Here is a 19,974-nt window from a genome sequence, read left to right as displayed (position 1 = left end):
CTCACGCCCGCCGAGTACGCTCGGCAATGCACCTACCAAACGGAGAACGACGACTCCCACAACGTGTGGACCTAACAGAGGGGGCGGCTCACCAGGTCATTGCCGCTGTTCAATTGGATGGCATGAAGTACCAGGAACTCTCGGAACTCACGGGGATCCCGGTTGCGACCTTGCGGGCGCGAATGTACTACGGGCTGAAGTCATTGCGGGTAGCGCTGACAGGTGATCCCGAGGTCGGGGACGGTCTTCGCAGCGGGGGAAGTTGTCGCCGGTAGTACGTCTTGTATAAACGTGGATCTACAGCTGAGTGCCTGGTTCGCCGCCTTTTAGACATTGGGTTTACAAGACAGTGCCGTCCAACGCGTCAGCTGTGGCCAGGTGCTCGATGTCAATCCGTTCGAAGACGTCTAGCAGTTCGAGCAACGACAAGTCGCAGAACTAACACCAGGGTGTGCCGCACGGGTAGCTGACGAGGTCAGACGGAGGGGCCCTTCCCGGACGAATGGTGGGCACACAGGGTGTGGCGGGTTAGCGGCGTAGAGACAGAACAGGCCCGTCTGGGGCGTATCACCAGACGGGCCGCGTCCAGCCCACAGGAGGCGGGCTAGGTGATCTACGTTACACCATGGGTCATCCTGGGAAACATCAAATGTGGCGAGAGGACACGTCCCCACCGACTTCCGACCGCCAATAGGCCCGGACCTGTAGGGGTCGGGTCTGGCCCCTACATGGCGCCCGATCATGGGAAAGTCCTCCCGCAAAGAAATCACCAGGGGGGGCTCTGTTGAGCGTGTTTAGTACGACGGTGCATCGACGCCTGCCTCGAGTCCAGCACCGGTGGCCAATAGGTGTCCTAATTGACGCGCGGACGGTGTGCGGTCGTCGTCCCAGTTCCTTGGTTGTGGGACGGTCTCCACTTCGATTTGTTCGGCCCTGTAACTATCGGTGTGGAGTTGATCGCTGAATGGCGGTCTTCTGTGATCGCTCGGTGGCGTTTCAGTTGCCGATCACGAGGATGCTGGCGGCTGCTTCGATGACGTCATCGGTGATGGTTTCCAGCTGGTTGATCTTGAGTACTCGTGTGATCTGAGGAAACAGACGCTCGAGGAGGCGGAAGTTACCTCGGGTGATTCGCTCGACTGCGGCGATGGCCTGAGCATCGGTGAAGTCGTCAGGGTCCAGAGTGCGGCCAAGTCGTTTCCAGTGTCGGTCGAGGACAAACAGCAGTTCCTCACGGCCGAGCGCTCGGTAGTGGTGTGAGAACCCGAGGCGGGAGTAGAGCTGTGGGTAGTGACGGAAGCGCTGATCGATTCCAGGCATGCCGATGAGGATGATTGCCAGCTGGTGGCGGTCGTGTTCATCGCGGAGAAGTTCGAGCGCCGTCGGTGTGAGCCGTTCGGCTTCGTCAACAATCAGCAACTCGATCAATTTCGTCACGTCGTCTTTGTGGGGGCCGGATACTTTGCCGATGGTGCGCTGGTGTTCGTCGATACAGATTCCGACTCTGATCTGTAGGTGCTCGATCTCGGCCATGAGCTGTCTGTATCGCGGCAGGACCTCGGGGGTATAGAACACGGTGCGTGACCGGTTCGCCGTGGCGTGATGCTTCGCATCCTCGTCGGTGCGTGGTCCCCATTCATCGATATGGGCCCCGAGTGTGTCCCAGTGGGCGTAGCGGCGCGCCGATAAGGTCTTGCCGACCCCGGCGTCGCCGTGACAGATCCCGATCGTGTGTTCTTTGCGCACGGCGGTGGCGAATTCGGCGAAGCGGCGATGTTCCTTGGTGACGATGAAGTCCTTGGCCATCATTCATCCTCTTCATAGGTGCGCAGCTTCGAGCGTCGGGCAACGGTCGCAGCAGCGCGCGGTTCTTTTCGGTTGGCGACACGGGGAACACGATCGTTGATGGTCTTTCGCAGTTCCCGGCGGCGAGCACGGCGGGCGGTTTCGATCTCGCGGAGGCTCAGCCGCTGGTTTGGGTGGGCTTCGTCGATGGCGACGCAGATGAAGGTGTCGTGGTCATAGACCCGGATCTCGGAGATATCGCGCGGGTCATAGCGGATCGTGACGGGTTTACCCACGAACGGCGCCAGGGTCGGTGAGAGGTAGCGCTGGCCTTGGAAGTGGATACCGTCGCGCTGGACGGTGCGGTGTTTCGGGACCGTCAGCAGCAGCCCGTCGAGTTCTGCGAGGCTCTCAGGCATCCGGGGTAGCCACCCGTCTGCGACCCATGCCGTCTTTGGGCTGGTCCCGATCTCTCGGTGGGTCCGCTCGTTATAGGCGGTGATGAATGCTGCGATCTCCTGATCGAGGGCAGCGAGGTCCAGTGACGGTTTCGGATGCCTTACCCCGGGGGTGATGCGTCCGGGGAGGGTCGAGAGCAGTTCGGTGTTCAGTGTGCCGAAGAACCTCTCGATCTTGCCTCGGCCTTGCGGTCGACCGATGGTGGAGAAGATCATCCGGATCTTCAGCGCGACGGCGGTGTATTCGAGGTGCTGGCTGGTGAAGTCGCTGCCGTGATCGATGTGGAGCACGTCAGGCAGCCCGCACATCGCCCACGCGGGGTCTTCCTTGCGCCAGATCGCCTGTCTGAGCGCCAGCGCCGTATTCATCGCTGACGGAGCGCCGGTGAAAAGCATGTAGCCGCAGATCGCGCGGGAGAAGTCGTCGAGCACCGTGGTGAGCCAGGGCCGTTCCGGGGCGCCGCTGGGGCCAGTGATGAGGATGTCGAGTTCGGTGTGGTCAGCCTGCCACGTCGCGTTCGGTCGTTCGGCGCGGTGGCGGAACACCAATTCGAAGCGATCACGGTAGGCGCTCGGTCCATCCAGCGCCAGTGTCACCAGTCCGGGGTCCAGGGCGGTGATGATGTCGCGCACTGTCGCGTAGCTCGGGGAAGGACAACCCAAACGGTGGGCTTCGGTGACCGTGAGCCGGTGCAGCGTGGCGATGCTTGGTCTCGGGCGGGTGAGCGCGAGCCGCTCGATGAATGCCACGAGCTCGTCAGGGGCGCGCCGGGTGCCGGCATCTGTTCGAGAGACCGGTTCCAGGGCAGCGATGCCCCCGGACTTGTAGAGATGATGCCAGCGTTGCAGAGTGCGCAGACTGATCTCTGTCTGCCTGGCCAGGACTGTCAGGGGGATGCGGTCCTCGACATGGAGCCGGAGGACATGCCACCGGTCCAGCCCGTCCATCTCACACCTGCTGGGAAAGCTCGTCGCGGGTGCGGGCGGCCTGTCGATGACGATAGAGAGTCGCACGTGACCAGCCGACCAGCTGCGCGGCATCCTCGGCGGTACGTCCCTTGGCGCGAGCATCGTTGGCGATCTTAAGCTTCTCCGCGATCACGGCCGGGTCGGCCAGGGGCCGGCCGAACCGGGTGCCGTTCTGCTTCGCCGCGGCGATACCGGCGTTGACTCGTTCGGTGATGAGTTCACGCTCGTATTCCGCCAGGGTGGCGAGCATGCCCAGCATCATCCTGCCCGCCGAGGTCTCCGGGTCAATGCTGTCCGAGATCGATCGGACCTTTATCCCTTGGTCTCGTAGCAGGTTAACGGTGTTGAGGACATCCATGAGAGACCGGCCGAGACGGTCGATGCGCCAGACCACCACGGTGTCCCCTTCCTCGGCGTAGTCCAACAGCTTCTTCATCCCAGGGCGATCAACCGCGCTCTTGCTGCCCGAGGTGACATCGGCGAAAACATCGCGCCGCTGGACACCAGCGGTGATAAGCGCATCGAGTTGAAGCTGGGCGTGCTGCCCTGCTGTGCTCACGCGGGTGTAGCCAAGAAGTCTCATTCCTACATTGTGGCTCAGAAACCCTCCTCATGGCGGTCCTTGAGACAATTTTCGGTGAGATGTGTTTCCGAGACGCCAGTGGGGTTGCGTTGGCGCGGGTCAGCCGTCTTGGTTTCAACGAGACGGCTGTGTCTTAGAAAGCTGTAGATATTTGAGGCAGCTCGAGAGTCAGCGGATCTCAACACAGATGGAGCCGAACATGTGCCCTGGCGTGACTTCCGTCAGTGGGTGGTGACCTTGCCTACCGGAGATTGACATGAGCAACTGCCTTAGCGGGTGCAACCCCCACGAGTTATGAGCGGTTCAACAAGCCATCGAGATTTCAGATGGAGAGACTCGAATTCGATGGTGTTCAGAGGAGCTGGCTGAGGTCCACGACTTCGCGGTCGCCCACGGGGTCATCGAGTTCGACGTCGATGGCTCCCAAAACGGCTTCCTCCGAGCACCCATCCACGCCCTCACGTGTGCCGGTGATCACCGCGACGGCCACCTCGTCTTCGGTCTCCTCCACCCTGTACTGCAACCCGTGGCAATCGAAGTTGCCCATGTAGAGGTGGAACCGCAGGACGTCGTCGTCGATTTCCTCGGAGTCTCCCCACTCCACATAGTGCAGGGAGAAAAGTAGCTCGACTGGCTCCTGGACCTCACCACGCGGCATGTCTTCTTCAGGCGACATCTCTGCGCGCTCACGATAGGGCTCCGCTGAGTCATAGCTGTCATGGGTCGGAGACATCGAGGGCTGGGGTGTCGGTTCCTCGCTGCCACAACCCGTGAGCAGCAAGACACCTGTCGCAGCGACCGCGACGATTGCGCTGAGTCGAGTCCGTGAAGCACTCTTCTCTTGACCGTAGCGCGGCGACACTGAAGCCCGCACTACCTTCCCGGAATTGGAGCTCGCGACCAGGACGCCACCAGCGCCAGCCCCGAGTGTATTGACTAACAATATGAATCACTTGATAATCAATACATGTCTACTGCGTACTCGACCGCGCTACGAGCTGCTCTGAGTCTTCTGCTGCTGGGAAGTCTCATCGTCCAAGTGGCGATCCCTGTCAATGCAAAAAGCGCCGGAGAGGTGTTTCCTGAGATCGAACCGCTGACCATGCCCTACGCGATTCTCGCGATCGCCGCCATCGTGGGAGTGCAAGTCGGGTTGATCGCTACCTGGCGCCTAGCCTCGATGGTGTCAAAGGACCGAATCTTCGATAAGTCAGCGTTGAAATGGGTGGACCTCATCCTCGTTGCGCTGATCGGCACCACCGCATTGGCAGCAGCGGTTTTCGTGCACCTGGTATTCATCGTCCAGGTCGGTGGGCCTCCGGCGCTGCTCGGGCTGGGTGGTGCCGTGGCACTTGGAGTGTCGTTGTTGTTGCTTCTCGCGGTCATGCGTGGCCTGTTGGTCCAGGCGATCGACTACCGCAGCGAACTGGCGGGGGTCGTCTAATGGCCATCAGGGTCGCCATCGATGTCATGCTCGCTGAACGCCAGATGTCAGTGGGCGAATTGGCCGAGAAGGTCGGAATCACTCCCGCCAACATCTCGATACTGAAGAACAACCACGCTCGGGCCATCAGATTCTCCACCCTGGAAGCACTCTGCCAAGCCCTCGACTGTGAACCTGGCGACCTGCTGCGCCGGGAGAACCACGACTCCACCACCAAAGAAGCATGAAGCATCCGCGGTGAGAGGCAAGGATTCTCGTAAAGGGTCTCCAGCGGATGAACCAGAGAACCCTGCCACTGCCAGTGCGCAGAACTAGGAGAAGGGTCTACGCATGACCAAGTCAGAATTTCTCAGCATGCGAATCACTCTCGGAGCGTTGGCTCTAGGGGCCCTCATCGCGCAACTCATCGTGGTTCCGCGCATCGCCGCGGGCCTCGCCGAACAGCACCCGCAAGTGGCACATCTGGAATCCCCTTACTTGATCGCCGTGACGGTTGCACTCGTGGGATTCGAGGTTGCACTGGTGGCGGGCTGGATGCTGGTCACGGGAGCCGTGGCGGAGAACGCTTCGGCGGGTCGAGTGCGATGGTGGGCGAACGGCATGACAGCGTCGCTGGGCTTCATGGCTGTGCTGCTGGCAGGCGTGTTCATCCATGCCGGGTGGGTGGAGAATGTCGGAGGACCGCCCATGTTGTTCGGGCTGCTCGCCTGTCTCGCTGTACTGCCCGTCGCGCTTATTCTCCGACGCTGGGCATTGCGTTCCCTTCCCGCGAAGGTCCACGAACCTGTCTCGTGAGCCGTATGAGCGTCACTGCCTTCTGGGGCGTGTAGCGCAGCCGGCAAATCTCCGTCGGGGACCAGATAGTCGCGGACCCCATGTAAGGGCGGCGGCTACGGACCGGAGACCGCAGAGAACAGGGTCCGTCGAGAGCGTCTTTCATCCAGCGGGGGTGACGTCTAGCGATGCGAATAGACCGCCGTTTACCGTTGCGATCCACAAACTATCGGCGCGTCTGTGTACCAGAAGTACTACCCACTAATGCGTCTCGCCTGACCCGTACGTTTCTGACTATTGGTACTCTCAGTCCATGGAATTGGGATACGCGCGGGTTTCCACGGCGAAACAAGACCTTGACCGACAGATCGACGCTCTGCGTGAGGTCGGTATCGCAGCCGAGCGGATCTACGTGGATAAGAAGTCTGGGTCCACGGTGAACCGGCCAGGTCTGAATGCGGCTTTGGAGTATGCCCGCGACGGTGATGTGATCGTGGTGCACACCTTGGACCGGTTAGGCCGTACGGTGCGTGACACGTTGAACCTGATCCATGATCTGGCCGCTAGGGAGTGGGGGTCCGGAATCTGGCGGACCCGATCAAGGTTGATTCATCGAATCCGGCGGATCCGATGGCGCAGCTGGCTGTGGTGTTACTGGCGCTGTTTGGACAGATGGAACGGACCTACACGGTGGAGCGCGCTGCTCATGCCAGGGCGGTGGCTACAGCGAAGGGTCGGCGTGTGGGTCGGCCGTCGGTGGTGGATCCGGACAAGCTGGCCTACGCCGCTCATCTGCGTGAGGCGGGGTACACGATCGCGGAGATCGTGGCCAAGGCCGGGATTGCCCGGACGAGTCTGTATCGGCATCTGCCTCCACGCCCGGCTGAATCAGTGACGGCTGAACCCGCTAACCCGACCAGCGACGGTCTACAGACGTGACACCGCCACGTCGGGCGCTCGTGTCCCCTACGGTCACCGAGTCACCTTCCCGGGAGTGTCACCGAGCGGGGCAGAAAGACCGAGATTTATCGCCGCGAGTCACCAGCGGCATTGACCGTCTCGAGATGGCGTGATCTACCAGAAGGCATCGAACCGGTCCCCTCGCGCTGATACCTAATTTCAGTCGACAGACCCGTATTCCACGGGTGTCGGTGGAATCTCTGGGGGGCTCGGCTCAGTTCTCGGATTGCGCGATGAGTTGGGCCGCGTGGTCGCGGAGGTATTCGCGTAGTTCCGGGAGGGCGAACTCGAAGCGGCCGTAGGTGGCTGCGGGTTGGATCATGCCGGCCCTGATGAGCCGATCCCGGTAGACGCTGATGTAGTTGCTTCCTTCGCCCATGCGGATTTGCATATCGATGGCGCGGGTTGGTCCGCTGTCTTGAGACATATGGGTCAGGAAGGTGCGGTCCACGGGGGAGAGGTCCGCCAGGGCTGGTGCGTGGACAAGGTCGCCAAGGCGTTTGCGGGCTTTCTCTCTGCCGGCGGTGACGTGGGCGCTGGTGACTTCGCCGGTCTTGCCGATTCGCCAGGTGTGGTAACCGACGAGTTGGATCATGAAGGGGTAGCCCCCGGTTGCTTGGGCGCATTCTAAGGCCACTTCGGGCGAGACGCTGCGGCCGGCTTCGGTGAGGGTCTGCTCGAAGGCTGCTGCGACGCTGTGCAGCGGGACCTCTTCTAGGGAGGTGCGTTCGGCTCGGCGCATGAAGGTACTGACTTTGGGTCGTTGGGCGTTGTCGGAGATCATCCTCTCGACCGCCTGAGGGATGCCGGCCATGAGGAGTCCGAGGGGGCGGTCTTCTCTGATCAGGTGTTGGGTAATGGCGGTCAGTTCGTCGAGCTCGGATTGAGGGATGGTGTGGATCTCATCGACGGTGATGATCAACCCGGTCTGGCCGTCGTGGAGATCGAGGGCATCGCAGAGCATGCCGATCTCCTCACGCAGTCCAGGTGTCGCTTTGTCGGGGGACTCCAGGGCTAGGTTCGCGCCGCCAAGGGGTCCGAGGCTGATTCCTGCTCCGGTGATTCTCCGACGAGACGGTGCGCCGAGTTCTTCGCGGTGCCGTCGTACCGCGCTGGTGAGTCGCTGGATCAGTTTCGGGGTGGCGGTCTCGTCGATGACGATCCAGCCCTGCTGACGAGCCCGGCGCCCCATCTCTGTGAGCATGACGGTCTTGCCGACCCCTCGGGCTCCTGTGATGAACTGCAGCAGGTAGGGGGAGCCGGCGCCGTCTTCTAGAGCTTCATCGAGATCTTCCAGTACGGAGTCGCGACCGACGAGCACCGGTGGGGTCGCCCCGGCGGTGGGTTTGAAGGGGTTGCGGGCCATAGTGGTCTCCAGAGCGTCGGGACGAGTGTCAGCCTTTGCACTCTTTATATCCTTTATAACTGGGGTCGTCTATCTAGGGGCTCACTATCAGCCCGATGGTGGCTTTTCTGTGTCTGGCCTGCTCTGGTGTTCTCGGACAGTGGGTCCTCTTAAACTGAGGATGCTACTGAAAGAGAGCCCCAGGATCATGACCGCATCACGACGACGGTTCACCCAGGAATTCAAAGACGAGTCATGTCTGGAGGTCATCGCTACCTCCAAGCCGATCAAGGATGTCGCCGGCGCCTATGGTGTGGGCGCTGAGACCCTGCGGAACTGGCTCAGGAAGTACCGACAGAACCACGGCGGCACCGAGACCGAACTGACACTCACCGAACGAGCTCGGTTGAAGGAACTTGAGCGCGAGAATCAAGAGCTCCGCGCGGAGACGGCATTCCTGAAAACAGCCAGCTTAGATTCAGGGAGTCAACGCAACGGTCTCGGCTGGGGTCCTGTAGTCGAGGCATTTTCGGGGTCTCAGAGCCGGTGGCGTACCGCTGGTTCAAGCATGCTGGTGGAGTGAATCCACAACTGACATCCACCGTCTCGGGTCGATATCTCTCCTCGACGGAGCGGGAGGACATCGTGCTATGGCGAGCCCAAGAAGTCGGAGTCCGTGACATCGCCAAGCGTCTGAACCGCAGTCCCTCGACCGTCTCTCGTGAGCTGCGCCGCAACGCCTCCACTCGCACGTACCGGCTGGAATACAAGGCATCCACCGCGCAGTGGCATGCAGAACGCCGGGCCAAGCGGCCCAAGACGGCGAAGATGGTCTTGGCTGCTGCGGCAGTACTTCCCGAAAGGCACTGACCTCTCCAGGTGGAACGCCGATGAGATCGCAGCCATCGCCACGGCGATGAATAACCGGCCTCGCGGCATTCTTGGATGGCGCACCCCAGCTGAGGCGTTCGAGGATCAACTACGCTCAGTCCAACAACACACTGTTGCGATGACCAGTTGAATCTAAGCCATTGAGATGTTCGTTAGAGCCGCGCTGCCACGGGCTCATCGCGTCGGCAAAGTACACCGGCAGCCCCGTCTCTTCGGTCAGCAGGGCGTGGGCTGAGAGCTCTTTGCCACGATCCCAGGTCAAGGAACGGCGCAACGACTCAGGCAGCGGCGCGATCGATCTGGCCAGTGCCTCCTTCATAGTCAGCGCACCGTAACCAGCCAATGCAGACCCGTTCTTCCTCGGCGGGATCACCCCGTAACCAGCCTGCCGAGGCAGATGAACGAGCATCGCGTAGCGAGTGGTGCGTTCGATGAGGGTGGCCATGGCTGAGCGCTTCAGCCCGATGATCAAATCACCTTCCCAATGCCCGGCGGTTTGGCGGTCCTCGACCTCAGCAGGGCGCTTGTTCAGCACTGTCTCCTCGGTGACGTGTGCCCAGGCTTGCTGGTGGGTCCTTGCCCGAGGCTTCCGCTTGGCACGGCCTCTGCGCAGATGCCTCGATTGCTTCCGCTGAAGCCCGCCGCGTGACTCGACATAGAGGGCCTGATAGATGGCTTCGTGGGAGATACGCATCGAGGAATCGGCGGGGAAGTCCAAGGGCAGGCGCCGAGCGATCTGCTGAGGACTCCATCCCGTGACCCATTCCCGGTCACCGCGGTGAGGCTTGTTCTTCCCATCCCACACCGGCCCGATAGGGCCGACGATTTCCCCATCAGCGGTGATGATCTCGCCGCTGAGCTTGTCCTGGACGTATTGGCGCAGCTGCCCGTGGGTGACCATCTTCGCGGTCTTGGGTCTCCTAGCTCGGCGTTCTGCGTGCCATTGCGCGGTGGATGCTTTGTACTCCAGCGTGTAGGTACGAGTCGAGGCGTTGCGGCGCAGCTCACGTGAGATGGTCGAGGTGTTGCGGCCTAATCGCCGAGCGATTTCGCGGACCCCGACCTGCTGGGCACGCCACAGGGCAATGTCCTCACGTTCAGCAGAGGACAGATAGCGCCCCGAGACGGTCGGAGCCAGTTGTGGGTTCACTCCACCAGCATGCCGGAACCAGCGATGCGCTACTGGCTCCGAGACCCCGGCGGCCGCACCTGCTTCTCGGGTTTTCGCTCCTGCGGCGATGGCTTCCCAGAATCTGACTCTGTCCTGACGCCACGCGATGCTGGGGCGTCCCGGCGAGTATATGAGCCCCCGCTCTTCCCTGATTTTCTTTTGTCTCGGGCCGATGCCCATCGAACACCTCCATCAGGTAGGTGTTGCGACGACCAGTTGAATACGGCCAGTTCACCTCGTGGGTGTTCACTCAGAAGATCCGCTCGGCAGGGCTTCTGCCCTCGTTCGGGACCGTGGGTGACGGGTTGGATAATGCGATGATGGAGTCCTTCTGGTCCTCGATGCAGATCGAGCTGCTCAATCGCAAGAAGTGGCGGACCAGGGTCGAGTTGGCGAACGCGATATTCGAGTACATCGAGGTGTTCTACAACCGTCGACGCCGCCACTCCGGCCTTGCTTACGCGACGCCTCATGACTATGACCTCGCCCACACCATTCAACCGCTCACCGCCGGAAGCTAGCCAGACCGAGTGGAAACCAAACTGTAGGTCACGTCAACCTGTCACCTATTGGTGCGGCAGACCCGTATGCACCTCGGGGCATTCGTCGCCTGGGGTATCGCTCCGTTGGTGATGTGGTTGCTCTTCCGCTCGCGTAGCCAGATGTTGGATGAACACGGGAAGACCACCCTGAACTGGCACATCACCTTGATCGTCCTCGTCGTCCCGGTGATGGCTATTGCATTAGGGCTGAGTGTTTTTATCGATGCACGGTTCTTCTTCATTGGGTGGCTGTTCGCGCTGGTGATGTTTATCGGCTCTTCCCAGTTGAGCGTGGGGGTGTCGTGAGTCAAGGGGCCCGTGCCCTTGGTCGAGGATGGATTTTGCGGAATTCATTCTCAATCACGAAGGACACGAGCCATGTCTCAGAATACGTGCGCACCCTCACCCCTGTGCGCCCACCACACCACCGAACAGGCCAGAGAGCACCGGGGCCGGGATGCGGCATCGGTGGTGTTCAACCTGACCGGCTACACCGTCACCGAGGCCGCTGACCTGCCGCTGGGTGGCAGGCGGGTGGTGGTCACCGCCAAAGACCATGAGGGCGCCTGCCCGGGGTGCGGGGTGTTCTCCACCCGGGTGCATCAACGGGTCCGGCAACGCGTGAAGGACATCCCCACCGGCGGTTCCACCGCGGGGGTGGTGGTGGTCAAGCCCCGCTACCTGTGCGCCGAGACCGTGTGCCCGCGACAGACCTTCACCCAGGTCACCGAGCAGCTGCCCGCCCGGGCCCGGTGCACCACCCGACTCAAGGAGACCGTGGTGGCTGGGGTGCTGGACTCTGGTCGGGCCACCGCTGAAGTCGCCTCCGCTCATGGGATCGCCTGGGGCACGGTCAACACCGCGATCCTCACCCAGACCACCGTGCTCCCGGAGGTGGATCAGGTGTCGGTGGTCGCGTTGGGGATCGATGAGCACCGGTTCGCCACCGCGAAGTGGTTCAAACACCCCGACACCGCCGTGTGGTGCCGGGTGGAGCCGTGGATGAGCACCTTCGTTGACGCCGATACCGGCCACGTCCTCGGTGTCGTCGATGGGCGGTCCTCGAAGAACGTCACCGCGTGGCTGGGAGCTCGCTCCCAGGCGTGGCTGGACCGGCTCGAAGTCGTCGCGATCGATCCCTCAGCCACGTTTCGCGCCGCGGTGCGTCGTGTGCTGCCGGCGGTTCAGATCAGCGTCGATCACTTCCACCTGGTCAAACTGGGCAATCAGATGCTCACCGAGGTCCGCCAGCGCGCCCTGCGGGAGGTTTTGGGCCGGCGCGGGCGGAAGCAGGACGCGGTGTGGGCGCATCGGATGCTGTTGCTGCGTGCTGGGGATCAGCTCACCGATGCTGGGTTGCACCGGTTGGAGCGGGTCCTCGATGACGCCGATTTCGAGCAGGTCGGCGCGGCCTGGGCGGTGAAGGAACGCCTGCGCAGGATCCTGAACTCACCGACCATCGAGAAGGCCCAGAACGCGAGGATTGATTTCGAGCTGGCAGTGGCCGCCGCCGAGCTGCCCGAGGCCGACAGGCTATCGGTGACGGTGGCGAGGTGGTGGCCGCAGATCAAGGTGTTCATCCGTACCCGGGTGACCAATGCGCGGACTGAGGCGGCGAACACTTCGGTCAAGCAGATCAAGCGCACCGGCCGGGGGTTCCGGAACCAGAGGAACTATCAGTCACGTATTCTGGGCAGGAGCTTCAGGCGGACACGCCGACGCTCCCAAATCCATGCTCGAGCAGGACTCCACGCTCAAGTGTGAAGAGCCGGTTTATCTGCACGGTGATCTTCGCGATCCGTGGCGCAATCGCGGCCTATCACCGTCGGTCCTATAGGTACCCACTAAGCACCCCGTTCTTCAGCCGGTACCCTTGAAACCTGTGCGTTCCGGACAAGACCGACAAGCTTTCCTCACTGGAGTTAACTCAGCTTCATCAACAGACCGCGTGCTCCTCACAGAGACGATGGCCAGGGTGAAGACCCCAGCACCGGAGGCTGAGGGTTAAAGTGGGGCCAATAGTTCAGCCCGCCCAGGCTCGCCTGGAGCGGGCTGGATCTCTTATAACGGCCTTGCGCCCATAGGTGAGGACGTTGAGGGTCGACTGCTAACTCGCCAACTTCGGAGCGAGAACTACAGCCACCAGGTTTCGTTTCGTTCGTTTGATAGACTGTGTGTCATGACAACGGTAAGCGCTGAGTCTCGAAATTCCGCCCGCGACGCCGCGGTGAAGGTGGTCTCCGCCCGATCTATGGTGATCGACGGTGCGGAGGTCGTGCTCACCGAGGAACTACGACACATCCTCCATGAGCTTTTCCAGCACACCGCCGACGGAGAAGATGTCGAGATCGTGGCGCGGGCTAAGTATCTCAGTACCCAGCAAGCAGCCGAGATCCTACGTATCAGCCGGCCTACGTTGGTGAGGATGCTCGATGACGGGTTGATCCCTTATGAGCGTCGTCGTTCCCACCGCCGGATCTCCAGGCAGGCGCTGGAGGATTATTTGGAGGCGGAAAAGACGCAAAGGGCCCGTGCGCTCGAGGATCTCGCGGACACGTTCGATCCAGCGATCGAAGATCAGCCAGTCGCTACTCGGTGACGGGACAGATTGTCCTTCTGGACGCCAACGTATTAGTTCCTCAGCGGCTGAGCAGTCTTTTTCTGACCCTGGCTGAACACGATCTTTTCCAGCCGCGTTGGTCCGAGGAGATCCTCGAGGAAGTGGAGAGAACTCTCGTTCACAAGCTCGGGCTTGATCCGGTGAAGGCGGGTCGGCGTCTTGATGCGATGAGGCGCGCGTTTCCACGGGCCACGGTGACAGGTCATGAGGAGCTGCCAGGGGATCCTCGTTGTGATCCCAAGGACCGGCATGTCTACTCTGCCGCGCAGGTGGGGTTCGCTGATGTCTTGGTGACGTTTAACCTCAGTGACTTCCCCGCTACATCTACCGAGGTAGACGACGTTGCTGTGGTGGATCCCGATGTTTTCTTACTTGCTCTGCATGATCAGGACCCACGGGAGGTCGAGGCCGCTATTGGGCATGAAGCCGCCCGGATGCGCCAGCCGGCCCAAAAAGTCTCGGACGTGCTTCGAGGGGTCGCGGGAACAGTCCCAATGATGGCGAATGTTCTTCATCACCACTGGGGTCAAAGCGCGACGACGATGCCTGCTTATGAGTCCGCTGGCGTTGAAGGCTCCCCGTGGCCCTCCCCCGATGGGGAGATGGACTTCACAAACCCGCAGCATGTCCTCTTTATGTGGTGGACAGCCCTGGGTGGACGACTGAACAACCCGGAGGCTCTGGGTGCACTGCAGCGACTGACGTGGTCTCCGAAGGCGTTCGGGGATTACGTGTGGGTCGATGAGGCGCTGGAGGGTTTCTCGTTGGCGTCGAAGGTCTACTTTGCTGTTGACGCCCCCGCGAGGGATATCGCTTTTATGCGGTTCATCCCAGAGGTTGCTGGCGACTCGCGAACGTTTGCTGCCATGAAGATCCCCCGCGCAGTGTATGTCACGTTGGTGGCGGCTGAGGATGGCCACTGGTGGGTATGGGGCATCGGTAATCGGATCCCTGCCACCCGCGACGTGCGAGGAGACTAGCTGTGTCTCCGACCGGCTGAATCTCAGCGACAGCCTCTAGGCCATAAGAGGGCCCGCGGAGGCGTTCCGCTACGTAGTCGTTGGTAGTCGACAGCCAGTGCATCAGTTCGCGTCTCGAGGTGGGACCGTGAATCCGCACTTCTGTCTTATAGCTGCGGCTGTTTTCTCGCGCTGTGACTTACCCCCGTTTAGCTTAACCGAAGACACGCCGTATCTAATTACGGAATTTAGGTCCCTCGGGAGGCATGCTTGTGCGAGCTGGTCCACTTCACACGGAGGTATCTCATGGCTAGGCCATCAAAGGGAGAACGGCAGGGCGTGACATCTAAGCTCTCGCCGAGCTATTTCGAGAAACTCGACCGCCTTTGCGCCCTCACCGGAGAAACCAAAGTTGATTACATCGCGAGAGTCCTGATGGCTGATCTGGACTCCGTGGATGTGTTGGCTCTAGAAGGCCAGGAACCTCTACCTATGTCCGCATAAAAAAGTGGAGCGCCCGCGGTGCGGGCGCTCCTAAGACTTTTTCAGAACCGCCGAGTCGCCAAACAAACCGGTTCTGAATCCGATCCCCAGAAGGAGATCTCTTTTATGTCCCCCCGTCGAAGGGGGCACATTCAACTCCCTGGCAGGGGTTCAATGTGCTTCTTACTGTAGCACCGCGCGCTCAAACGCCCCAGAGACCACGCAACACTACGGCGTTTCGCGCTGCCTTCCGCGCAACGTTCCTGGGCAACCTGGCTACCGCGTGGGCTCGGGCGTCCGCGACCAAAACCGCACCATCGGTGCGGGTGAGCGCCGCTGGCCTGGACGATTTCGAGTTCTATACGCCCTCACGTTCTGCCGGGTCCGTCCTGGTCATCGACATAGACCGGCCCGAAGCCGTCTTAGACATATTCGACACGATCCCCGCTGAGATCCGGCCCTCCTGGATCGTGGAGACCCGCAAGGGTGCACAAGCCGGCTGGATGATCGACGCCGTTGACCTGCGATCCAGCGCCCGTGAACGCCCCGTCGCCTACGCGCGCGCTATCGGTGCTGCGCTGCGCGCTGCGCTGCGCGGAGACGAAGCTGTAGACCCCCTGACGCCCGTGCGCGTGCGCAACCCCACCTACGCCCGCGCGGAGCTGCGCGCGTCGGCCACTCCCCCGGTCTATGGACTCAGGGAGCTACACCAGGCGCTCAAAACAGCGGACCTATGGCCCGAGGGGATGCGGTTCACCGGCCGCAGCGCCACGAAGAAGGCTCACCGCGCGATCGCGGCCGCGATCGACACCGGGAACCGGAATCAAACCGTTTTCGATGTAGCCCGCCACGCGGCCTATGCCGGTGAGGATTTCGAGGCGGTGGCGTGGGAGACCAACGACGCAGCACCCGAGCCCATGAAAGCCGCTGAGGTGCGCGGCATCATCCGCAGCATCGCCCGGTACATGGCGAACCCCCGTGGCCACCGTTCCACGGTGGCTATGCCTTCTCAGATGCGTGAGGTGCTCTCAGAGATGGGACGGCGTGGCGGATTGGCCAACACGGCCGCGCAGCGCGCCGCTCGCGCGCTTGGCCCTAGAGCTGCTTCTGCCGCTCGCAGTGCCCGCGCTGACACCAAAGCCCGCCAGGCCCAGAGGATGCGGGCACAGGGGCATTCGCGGGCCGCTATTGGCCAGAAGCTCGCCGCCTCCCCCGCCACGGTGTCCCGCTGGTTGCGCCGCCATACCGTTCATCCATGCCGGCTTTCATTACTGGACCATCAGGTGCTCCGTAGCCGCCTGCCCGGACACCAGCCCTGGCCCCGTCGCTACACCCGCCCCTACGGGGCACCCCCAGCCCCTCTCCCGGGAGGCTGGCACTGCCGGTTGGAATCTCCTCCCACCGAACCCTCAGACCTCAGTTGAAAATACCGGGAGGCCCCTCATCACCCCGATGCCCACTGCACCCCGTCGAGAGTCGCACCCCTACCCAAAAGTTCCGGGCCGGCTCTCTCCCCAGGGCCTACGATTAGCGTCCTAGATCGCGTGAACAACCGGCAACTCATCCCAATGGGTCGTATATCGAGGGCTCCGCATTTCTTGGCGCATCTCCCACGCAGGACCAGTTTTTAACCCTGCCGCACCGAGGCCGATAGCCGGTTGATCGAGCTTCGTCCGGATTGACTCGATCAACGGCCCGATCCCGCGTTCCTCGTGCGCATCGGCAAACACGTCAAGGGTCGGTTCTAACCCAGTCTCTCGAAGATCCGTGACCACCACCCCAGCACGGGCATAGCGCACCCCTTCGTGGATTTTCGGCAGAATCGCTTTCACCGCGCGAGTTAACGTCACTGGGTCCGATCCCAACGCACACCGGCAAACCCAGGTGCTTCCAGAGACGGTTCTTTACCATCCTTGCCCAGCTCAGAAGCTCAGGACGAGTGCCCCGGACCTTCACGAACGCCTCATCGATCGAATACTGCTGCACCTCTGGCGCGCAGTCCCGTAGGACGGAGATAAAGCGGTCTGACATTTGGCCGTAGAGCTCATAGTTCGAGGACTTCGCCACCAGGTTCAACCGCTCGGCTGAGGCTGCGAGCTTGAACCACGGCTCCCCCATCTGGATACCGAGGGCTTTAGCTTCTTTGCTCAGGGCGACGGCGCAACCGTCATTATTGGACAACACCACAACGGGTCGGTTCCTGAGTGTTGGGTCAAAGACCCGCTCGGCTGAGACGTAAAAGCTGTTGACGTCGATGAGCCCAATGAAATCTCGGCCATCTAGGTCGGTGGGGGCAGTTACACGTTGTGGATGCACTTGATGACGACTCCCCAGATATCGAGCTCTGAGAGCTCGCGGACCTCTATCGAGGGATACGTTGGGTTCTCCGCTTGGAGCACCACTCCCCCATTAGTGAGCCGCAGCCGCTTCACGGTCATTTCGCCGTCGAGAATAGCGATGACCACGGACATGTCCTTGGCCGTCAGGGAGCGATCCACGATCAGTTCATCACCGTCACTGATCCCAGCGCCTTCCATCGAGTCCCCGGAAACCCTGACAAGGAAGGTGCTGTTGAGATCTCGAATCAGGTACTCAGAGAGATTGATCGGTGCCGTTTGGTAGTCCTGTGCGGGAGAAGGATAGCCCGCAGCGACGGACTCAGGAGCCCGCAGAAGGCCCTGTGCCGTGTCGGGCTCTTCGAGGCTCTGGATCTGTTCGATAGGCATGGGAGAACCAGCATAAATCGAACATATGTTCGATAGTAACGCCATGAAACCTATATAAAGTATTACCGGGAACGGTAGTACAAGGAATAACGAGATAGGTGTATCGCAAAATACCGTGTTAACGTGACCGGTATTGCGGTAGATCGCGTAATAGGCGTGTCGCTACAGCGGTATCGCGGTAGATCGGCAAGACTGTCAATACCGGAATGCCGTTATAAGGACAAGCAAAAATGCGTATCGCCATCGTGAACAGCAAGGGCGGAGTCGGGAAGACGACTACTGCCGTCTATCTCGCCACAGCGGCAGCTCGAGACGGACAGCACGTCGAGCTATGGGATGCAGATATCCAAGGATCGGCGATGGAATGGGCATCTCGGGCTCAGGACGAGGGGGAGCCCCTGGAATACGAAGTCCACTCCGTTTCTCTACCAAAACTCCGCCGCAAAGAGGCAAGCGCTCCATGGATCTTCGTCGATACTCCACCGGGCCAGGCAGAGGTTATGCAAGCTGCGGTCGATTTTGCCGACTTCGTCATCGTTCCAGTAATGCCTGAGCCAATGGGTCTTGACCGCGCCTATGCGACCCTCGATGGATTGGCCCACGGCAAAGATGCGGCTTTACTCCTAGGGGCTGTGGACAACAGAGAAAAACTGACATTGACCACTCGCGACGTGCTTGCCGATGAGAGCGCTCCGCCGAAGTTCACGACAGAGATCCGCCGGCGCACGGCGATCTCACAGAACACCTACTCGCGACCACACAAGCTGTACGGATACGAGACCGTTTACAAGGAGCTTAAGGAGATTGCTGGTGAGTGACATGAAATCGAAGCTGGCTAACCGACGGGCGCAGCAGCAAGCATCGGAACCGAAGCCGACATTCACGCAAGCCCAGGGGAGTGCTGAGCAGACGAAGCGCACGTCCTATGATCTGCCTGTCTCGGTACATCGCCGCCTTAAGCTTGCGGCAGTAGAACAAGACCGCACCCAGGTCTCCATCCTTATCGAGGCCTTGGACGTCTGGCACGAGAAGCAACTGTAGATAACGATCCCGGTATTTACCGGTTTAGGTGCAAAGGGTGACAAACAGGCGACGTTAGTGAGGCAATAGGTCGCACTAGACATGTTGGAGGTGGTTACCATGAGTGAGGCGGTTCGCACCCACTCAGTTGCGGAATTCCCAGTCAGAGACGTCTCTGGGATCGTTCGAGAGCTCATGGTGGTCTTCGGAACCTCGTTGCTGTCCTTCATCATGGAAGTCGACAGCCGCTCCCTACAGCGCTGGTCCGGTGGTCAAGGTATTCGGTATGAGTCGGAGAAGAGAGTCAGAGACCTGCATACCGTGTTCACGCTGCTGCGCCAAAAGGAGGAACCTGCCACGATCAGGGCATGGTTCATGGGGATGAACCCCCAGCTCGATGACGCCTCGCCGGCTGAAGCGATCCGCGACGGGTCTGCCCGAGATGTCATGGCCGCAGCTCGCGCGTATCTCAATGCTGCCTGAGTGGTTGGGCCCCCGTTAGCAGCCCAGTGGCTATGCGATAGCTAATTGGTTCTCTGCGGTCCAGCGTTCCCAGTATCGCTTCGGTGTCAGTCCATCGAGGGATCCGTGGGGCCGTCCATAATTGTAAATGTCTTTCCACTCGTCGGCCAAGTACTCTGCCTCGGCCATCGTGTCCATGATCTCCCCAGTCAGTTGTTCCCTTCTGAATTGGGCGTTGAATGATTCGGCGAACCCATTCTGCCAGGGCGATCCTGGATCGATGAACGCGGTATCGACCCCGGCGGTTGCGCACCAGTCGACCAGCGCGGCAGCGGTGAATTCCGGCCCATTATCGGACCGGACGTAGGTCGGCACGGTGCCGGTTTCGGCGATGATGTTCTCCAGGACGGCGACCACATCGGTGGCAGTGAACGACCGCCGCGGGATAATGGCCAGGGCGGTGCGGGTGTATTCATCAATGACGTTGAAGAACCTAATATGCCGGCCGCAGGAGGTCACGTCGGATTGGAAGTCGAAGCTGACCACATGCATCGGATATTCGGCCCGCAACCGCTTCTGCTCCCCAGCGCCGGGACCGGTGCGGCGCTTCTTCCGCGCCTTGGGCTTGCAGGTGAGCCCTTCGGCCCGCCAGAGCCGGCGTACGCGCTTCTTATTCAGCGCCACCGTCTCCCACTGCGGTTGCTCCAGCAGGTGCCAGCGCGCCTTGCGCCAGCCCCACGCCGGATGCTTCCCGGCCACGACTCGTAGATCAGCGCGCAGCT

General features: G+C 61.1%; 22 protein-coding genes and 5 pseudogenes. 17 read left to right on the top strand and 10 right to left on the bottom strand.

Going from position 1 to position 19,974, the window contains the following annotated elements:
• Positions 1–26 precede the first annotated feature (26 nt).
• On the top strand, positions 27–275 hold the full coding sequence (locus EV640_RS14070) for a sigma factor-like helix-turn-helix DNA-binding protein (RefSeq protein ID WP_424991617.1): 249 nt from the start codon (positions 27–29) through the stop codon (positions 273–275).
• Positions 276–996: 721 nt separating this feature from the next.
• Here EV640_RS14070 and EV640_RS13280 read toward each other — a convergent pair.
• The 4 genes from EV640_RS13280 to EV640_RS13265 form a co-directional block, all read right to left on the bottom strand.
• Positions 997–1,806 (bottom strand): AAA family ATPase, encoded by an 810-nt coding sequence (locus EV640_RS13280; RefSeq protein WP_133726701.1) that lies wholly within the window; start codon positions 1,804–1,806, stop codon positions 997–999.
• Positions 1,806–3,191, bottom strand: a complete 1,386-nt coding sequence (locus tag EV640_RS13275; RefSeq protein WP_133726700.1) for a Mu transposase C-terminal domain-containing protein — start codon at positions 3,189–3,191, stop codon at positions 1,806–1,808. The genes EV640_RS13280 and EV640_RS13275 overlap by 1 nt, the downstream gene beginning before the upstream one ends.
• 1 nt (position 3,192) lies before the next feature.
• A complete protein-coding gene (locus tag EV640_RS13270; protein WP_133726699.1) occupies positions 3,193–3,795 on the bottom strand; it encodes a recombinase family protein in 603 nt (200 codons plus the stop codon).
• 352 nt (positions 3,796–4,147) lie between these two features.
• Positions 4,148–4,471: a hypothetical protein gene (locus EV640_RS13265; protein ID WP_133726698.1), complete on the bottom strand. Its 324-nt coding sequence runs from the start codon at positions 4,469–4,471 to the stop codon at positions 4,148–4,150.
• A 291-nt stretch (positions 4,472–4,762) separates the two neighbouring features.
• Between EV640_RS13265 and EV640_RS13260 the strand changes: the two genes are divergently transcribed.
• The 5 genes and pseudogenes from EV640_RS13260 (at position 4,763) to EV640_RS13930 (ending at position 6,952) form a co-directional block, all read left to right on the top strand.
• Entirely contained in the window at positions 4,763–5,239 is a 477-nt protein-coding gene (locus EV640_RS13260; RefSeq protein ID WP_133726697.1) for a DUF2975 domain-containing protein, read from the top strand.
• On the top strand, positions 5,239–5,466 hold the full coding sequence (locus tag EV640_RS13255; RefSeq protein ID WP_036478059.1) for a helix-turn-helix domain-containing protein: 228 nt from the start codon (positions 5,239–5,241) through the stop codon (positions 5,464–5,466). The genes EV640_RS13260 and EV640_RS13255 overlap by 1 nt, the downstream gene beginning before the upstream one ends.
• Positions 5,467–5,569: 103 nt before the next feature.
• A complete protein-coding gene (locus tag EV640_RS13250; protein WP_036478061.1) occupies positions 5,570–6,034 on the top strand; it encodes a DUF2975 domain-containing protein in 465 nt (154 codons plus the stop codon).
• A gap of 292 nt (positions 6,035–6,326) precedes the next feature.
• Positions 6,327–6,524: pseudogene (locus EV640_RS13935) on the top strand (recombinase family protein); the annotation flags it as partial.
• Between the two features lie 119 nt (positions 6,525–6,643).
• Positions 6,644–6,952, top strand: coding sequence for a helix-turn-helix domain-containing protein (locus tag EV640_RS13930; RefSeq protein WP_243832337.1), 309 nt, complete (start codon positions 6,644–6,646; stop codon positions 6,950–6,952).
• Positions 6,953–7,187: 235 nt separating this feature from the next.
• On the opposite strand, the gene EV640_RS13240 is transcribed toward EV640_RS13930, so the two are convergent.
• On the bottom strand, positions 7,188–8,294 hold the full coding sequence (locus tag EV640_RS13240; protein ID WP_208292213.1) for an ATP-binding protein: 1,107 nt from the start codon (positions 8,292–8,294) through the stop codon (positions 7,188–7,190).
• A 232-nt stretch (positions 8,295–8,526) separates the two neighbouring features.
• Between EV640_RS13240 and EV640_RS13235 the strand changes: the two are divergent.
• Together EV640_RS13235 and EV640_RS13230 are read left to right on the top strand one after the other, a co-directional pair.
• Positions 8,527–8,781, top strand: a pseudogene (locus EV640_RS13235) (transposase); the annotation flags it as partial.
• 68 nt (positions 8,782–8,849) lie between these two features.
• A pseudogene (locus tag EV640_RS13230) lies at positions 8,850–9,152 on the top strand (helix-turn-helix domain-containing protein); the annotation flags it as partial.
• 190 nt (positions 9,153–9,342) lie between these two features.
• Here the strand turns inward: EV640_RS13230 and EV640_RS13225 are convergent.
• Positions 9,343–10,560, bottom strand: a pseudogene (locus tag EV640_RS13225) (IS30 family transposase); the annotation flags it as partial.
• A 47-nt stretch (positions 10,561–10,607) separates the two neighbouring features.
• Between EV640_RS13225 and EV640_RS13220 the strand changes: the two are divergent.
• The 6 genes and pseudogenes from EV640_RS13220 to EV640_RS13195 all read left to right on the top strand — a co-directional run.
• Positions 10,608–10,901: pseudogene (locus tag EV640_RS13220) on the top strand (transposase); the annotation flags it as partial.
• Between the two features lie 51 nt (positions 10,902–10,952).
• Positions 10,953–11,228 (top strand): DUF4870 domain-containing protein, encoded by a 276-nt coding sequence (locus tag EV640_RS13215; protein WP_133726694.1) that lies wholly within the window; start codon positions 10,953–10,955, stop codon positions 11,226–11,228.
• Between the two features lie 72 nt (positions 11,229–11,300).
• A complete protein-coding gene (locus EV640_RS13210) occupies positions 11,301–12,686 on the top strand; it encodes an ISL3 family transposase (RefSeq protein WP_133726693.1) in 1,386 nt (461 codons plus the stop codon).
• 415 nt (positions 12,687–13,101) lie between these two features.
• Positions 13,102–13,521 (top strand): helix-turn-helix domain-containing protein, encoded by a 420-nt coding sequence (locus tag EV640_RS13205; RefSeq protein ID WP_133726692.1) that lies wholly within the window; start codon positions 13,102–13,104, stop codon positions 13,519–13,521.
• Positions 13,518–14,522, top strand: coding sequence for a PIN domain-containing protein (locus EV640_RS13200; protein ID WP_133726691.1), 1,005 nt, complete (start codon positions 13,518–13,520; stop codon positions 14,520–14,522). Before EV640_RS13205 ends, EV640_RS13200 begins: the two co-directional genes overlap by 4 nt.
• Before the next feature lie 788 nt (positions 14,523–15,310).
• A complete protein-coding gene (locus tag EV640_RS13195; protein WP_133726690.1) occupies positions 15,311–16,408 on the top strand; it encodes a replication initiation protein in 1,098 nt (365 codons plus the stop codon).
• A 111-nt stretch (positions 16,409–16,519) separates the two neighbouring features.
• Here the strand turns inward: EV640_RS13195 and EV640_RS14080 are convergent, their stop codons facing one another.
• From EV640_RS14080 to EV640_RS13185, 3 genes are read right to left on the bottom strand one after another with little or no spacing between them, the layout of a single operon-like run.
• Positions 16,520–16,816, bottom strand: a complete 297-nt coding sequence (locus EV640_RS14080) for a DUF4113 domain-containing protein (RefSeq protein ID WP_481850139.1) — start codon at positions 16,814–16,816, stop codon at positions 16,520–16,522.
• Entirely contained in the window at positions 16,716–17,300 is a 585-nt protein-coding gene (locus EV640_RS13190; RefSeq protein WP_481850138.1) for a Y-family DNA polymerase, read from the bottom strand. The genes EV640_RS14080 and EV640_RS13190 overlap by 101 nt, the downstream gene beginning before the upstream one ends.
• Positions 17,282–17,710, bottom strand: a complete 429-nt coding sequence (locus EV640_RS13185; protein WP_243832336.1) for a LexA family protein — start codon at positions 17,708–17,710, stop codon at positions 17,282–17,284. The genes EV640_RS13190 and EV640_RS13185 overlap by 19 nt, the downstream gene beginning before the upstream one ends.
• A 230-nt stretch (positions 17,711–17,940) precedes the next feature.
• Between EV640_RS13185 and EV640_RS13180 the strand changes: the two genes are divergently transcribed.
• The 3 genes from EV640_RS13180 to EV640_RS13170 all read left to right on the top strand — a co-directional run bounded on the left by EV640_RS13180 (position 17,941) and on the right by EV640_RS13170 (position 19,213).
• Positions 17,941–18,528 carry a ParA family protein gene (locus tag EV640_RS13180; protein ID WP_133726688.1) on the top strand — a complete coding sequence of 196 codons (588 nt, stop codon included), beginning with the start codon at positions 17,941–17,943 and terminating at the stop codon, positions 18,526–18,528.
• Entirely contained in the window at positions 18,521–18,751 is a 231-nt protein-coding gene (locus tag EV640_RS13175; protein WP_133726687.1) for a hypothetical protein, read from the top strand. Before EV640_RS13180 ends, EV640_RS13175 begins: the two co-directional genes overlap by 8 nt.
• 99 nt (positions 18,752–18,850) lie before the next feature.
• Complete coding sequence (locus EV640_RS13170; RefSeq protein WP_133726686.1) at positions 18,851–19,213, top strand: hypothetical protein; 363 nt, start codon at positions 18,851–18,853, stop codon at positions 19,211–19,213.
• A gap of 30 nt (positions 19,214–19,243) precedes the next feature.
• Here the strand turns inward: EV640_RS13170 and EV640_RS13165 are convergent.
• The coding region (locus tag EV640_RS13165; protein ID WP_133726685.1) for an IS3 family transposase at positions 19,244–19,974 on the bottom strand (731 nt) is incomplete at its 5' end.

Source organism: Nesterenkonia aurantiaca, from assembly GCF_004364585.1.
Lineage (GTDB): Bacteria > Actinomycetota > Actinomycetes > Actinomycetales > Micrococcaceae > Nesterenkonia > Nesterenkonia aurantiaca.
This window is presented reverse-complemented; position numbering and strand designations above follow the sequence as displayed.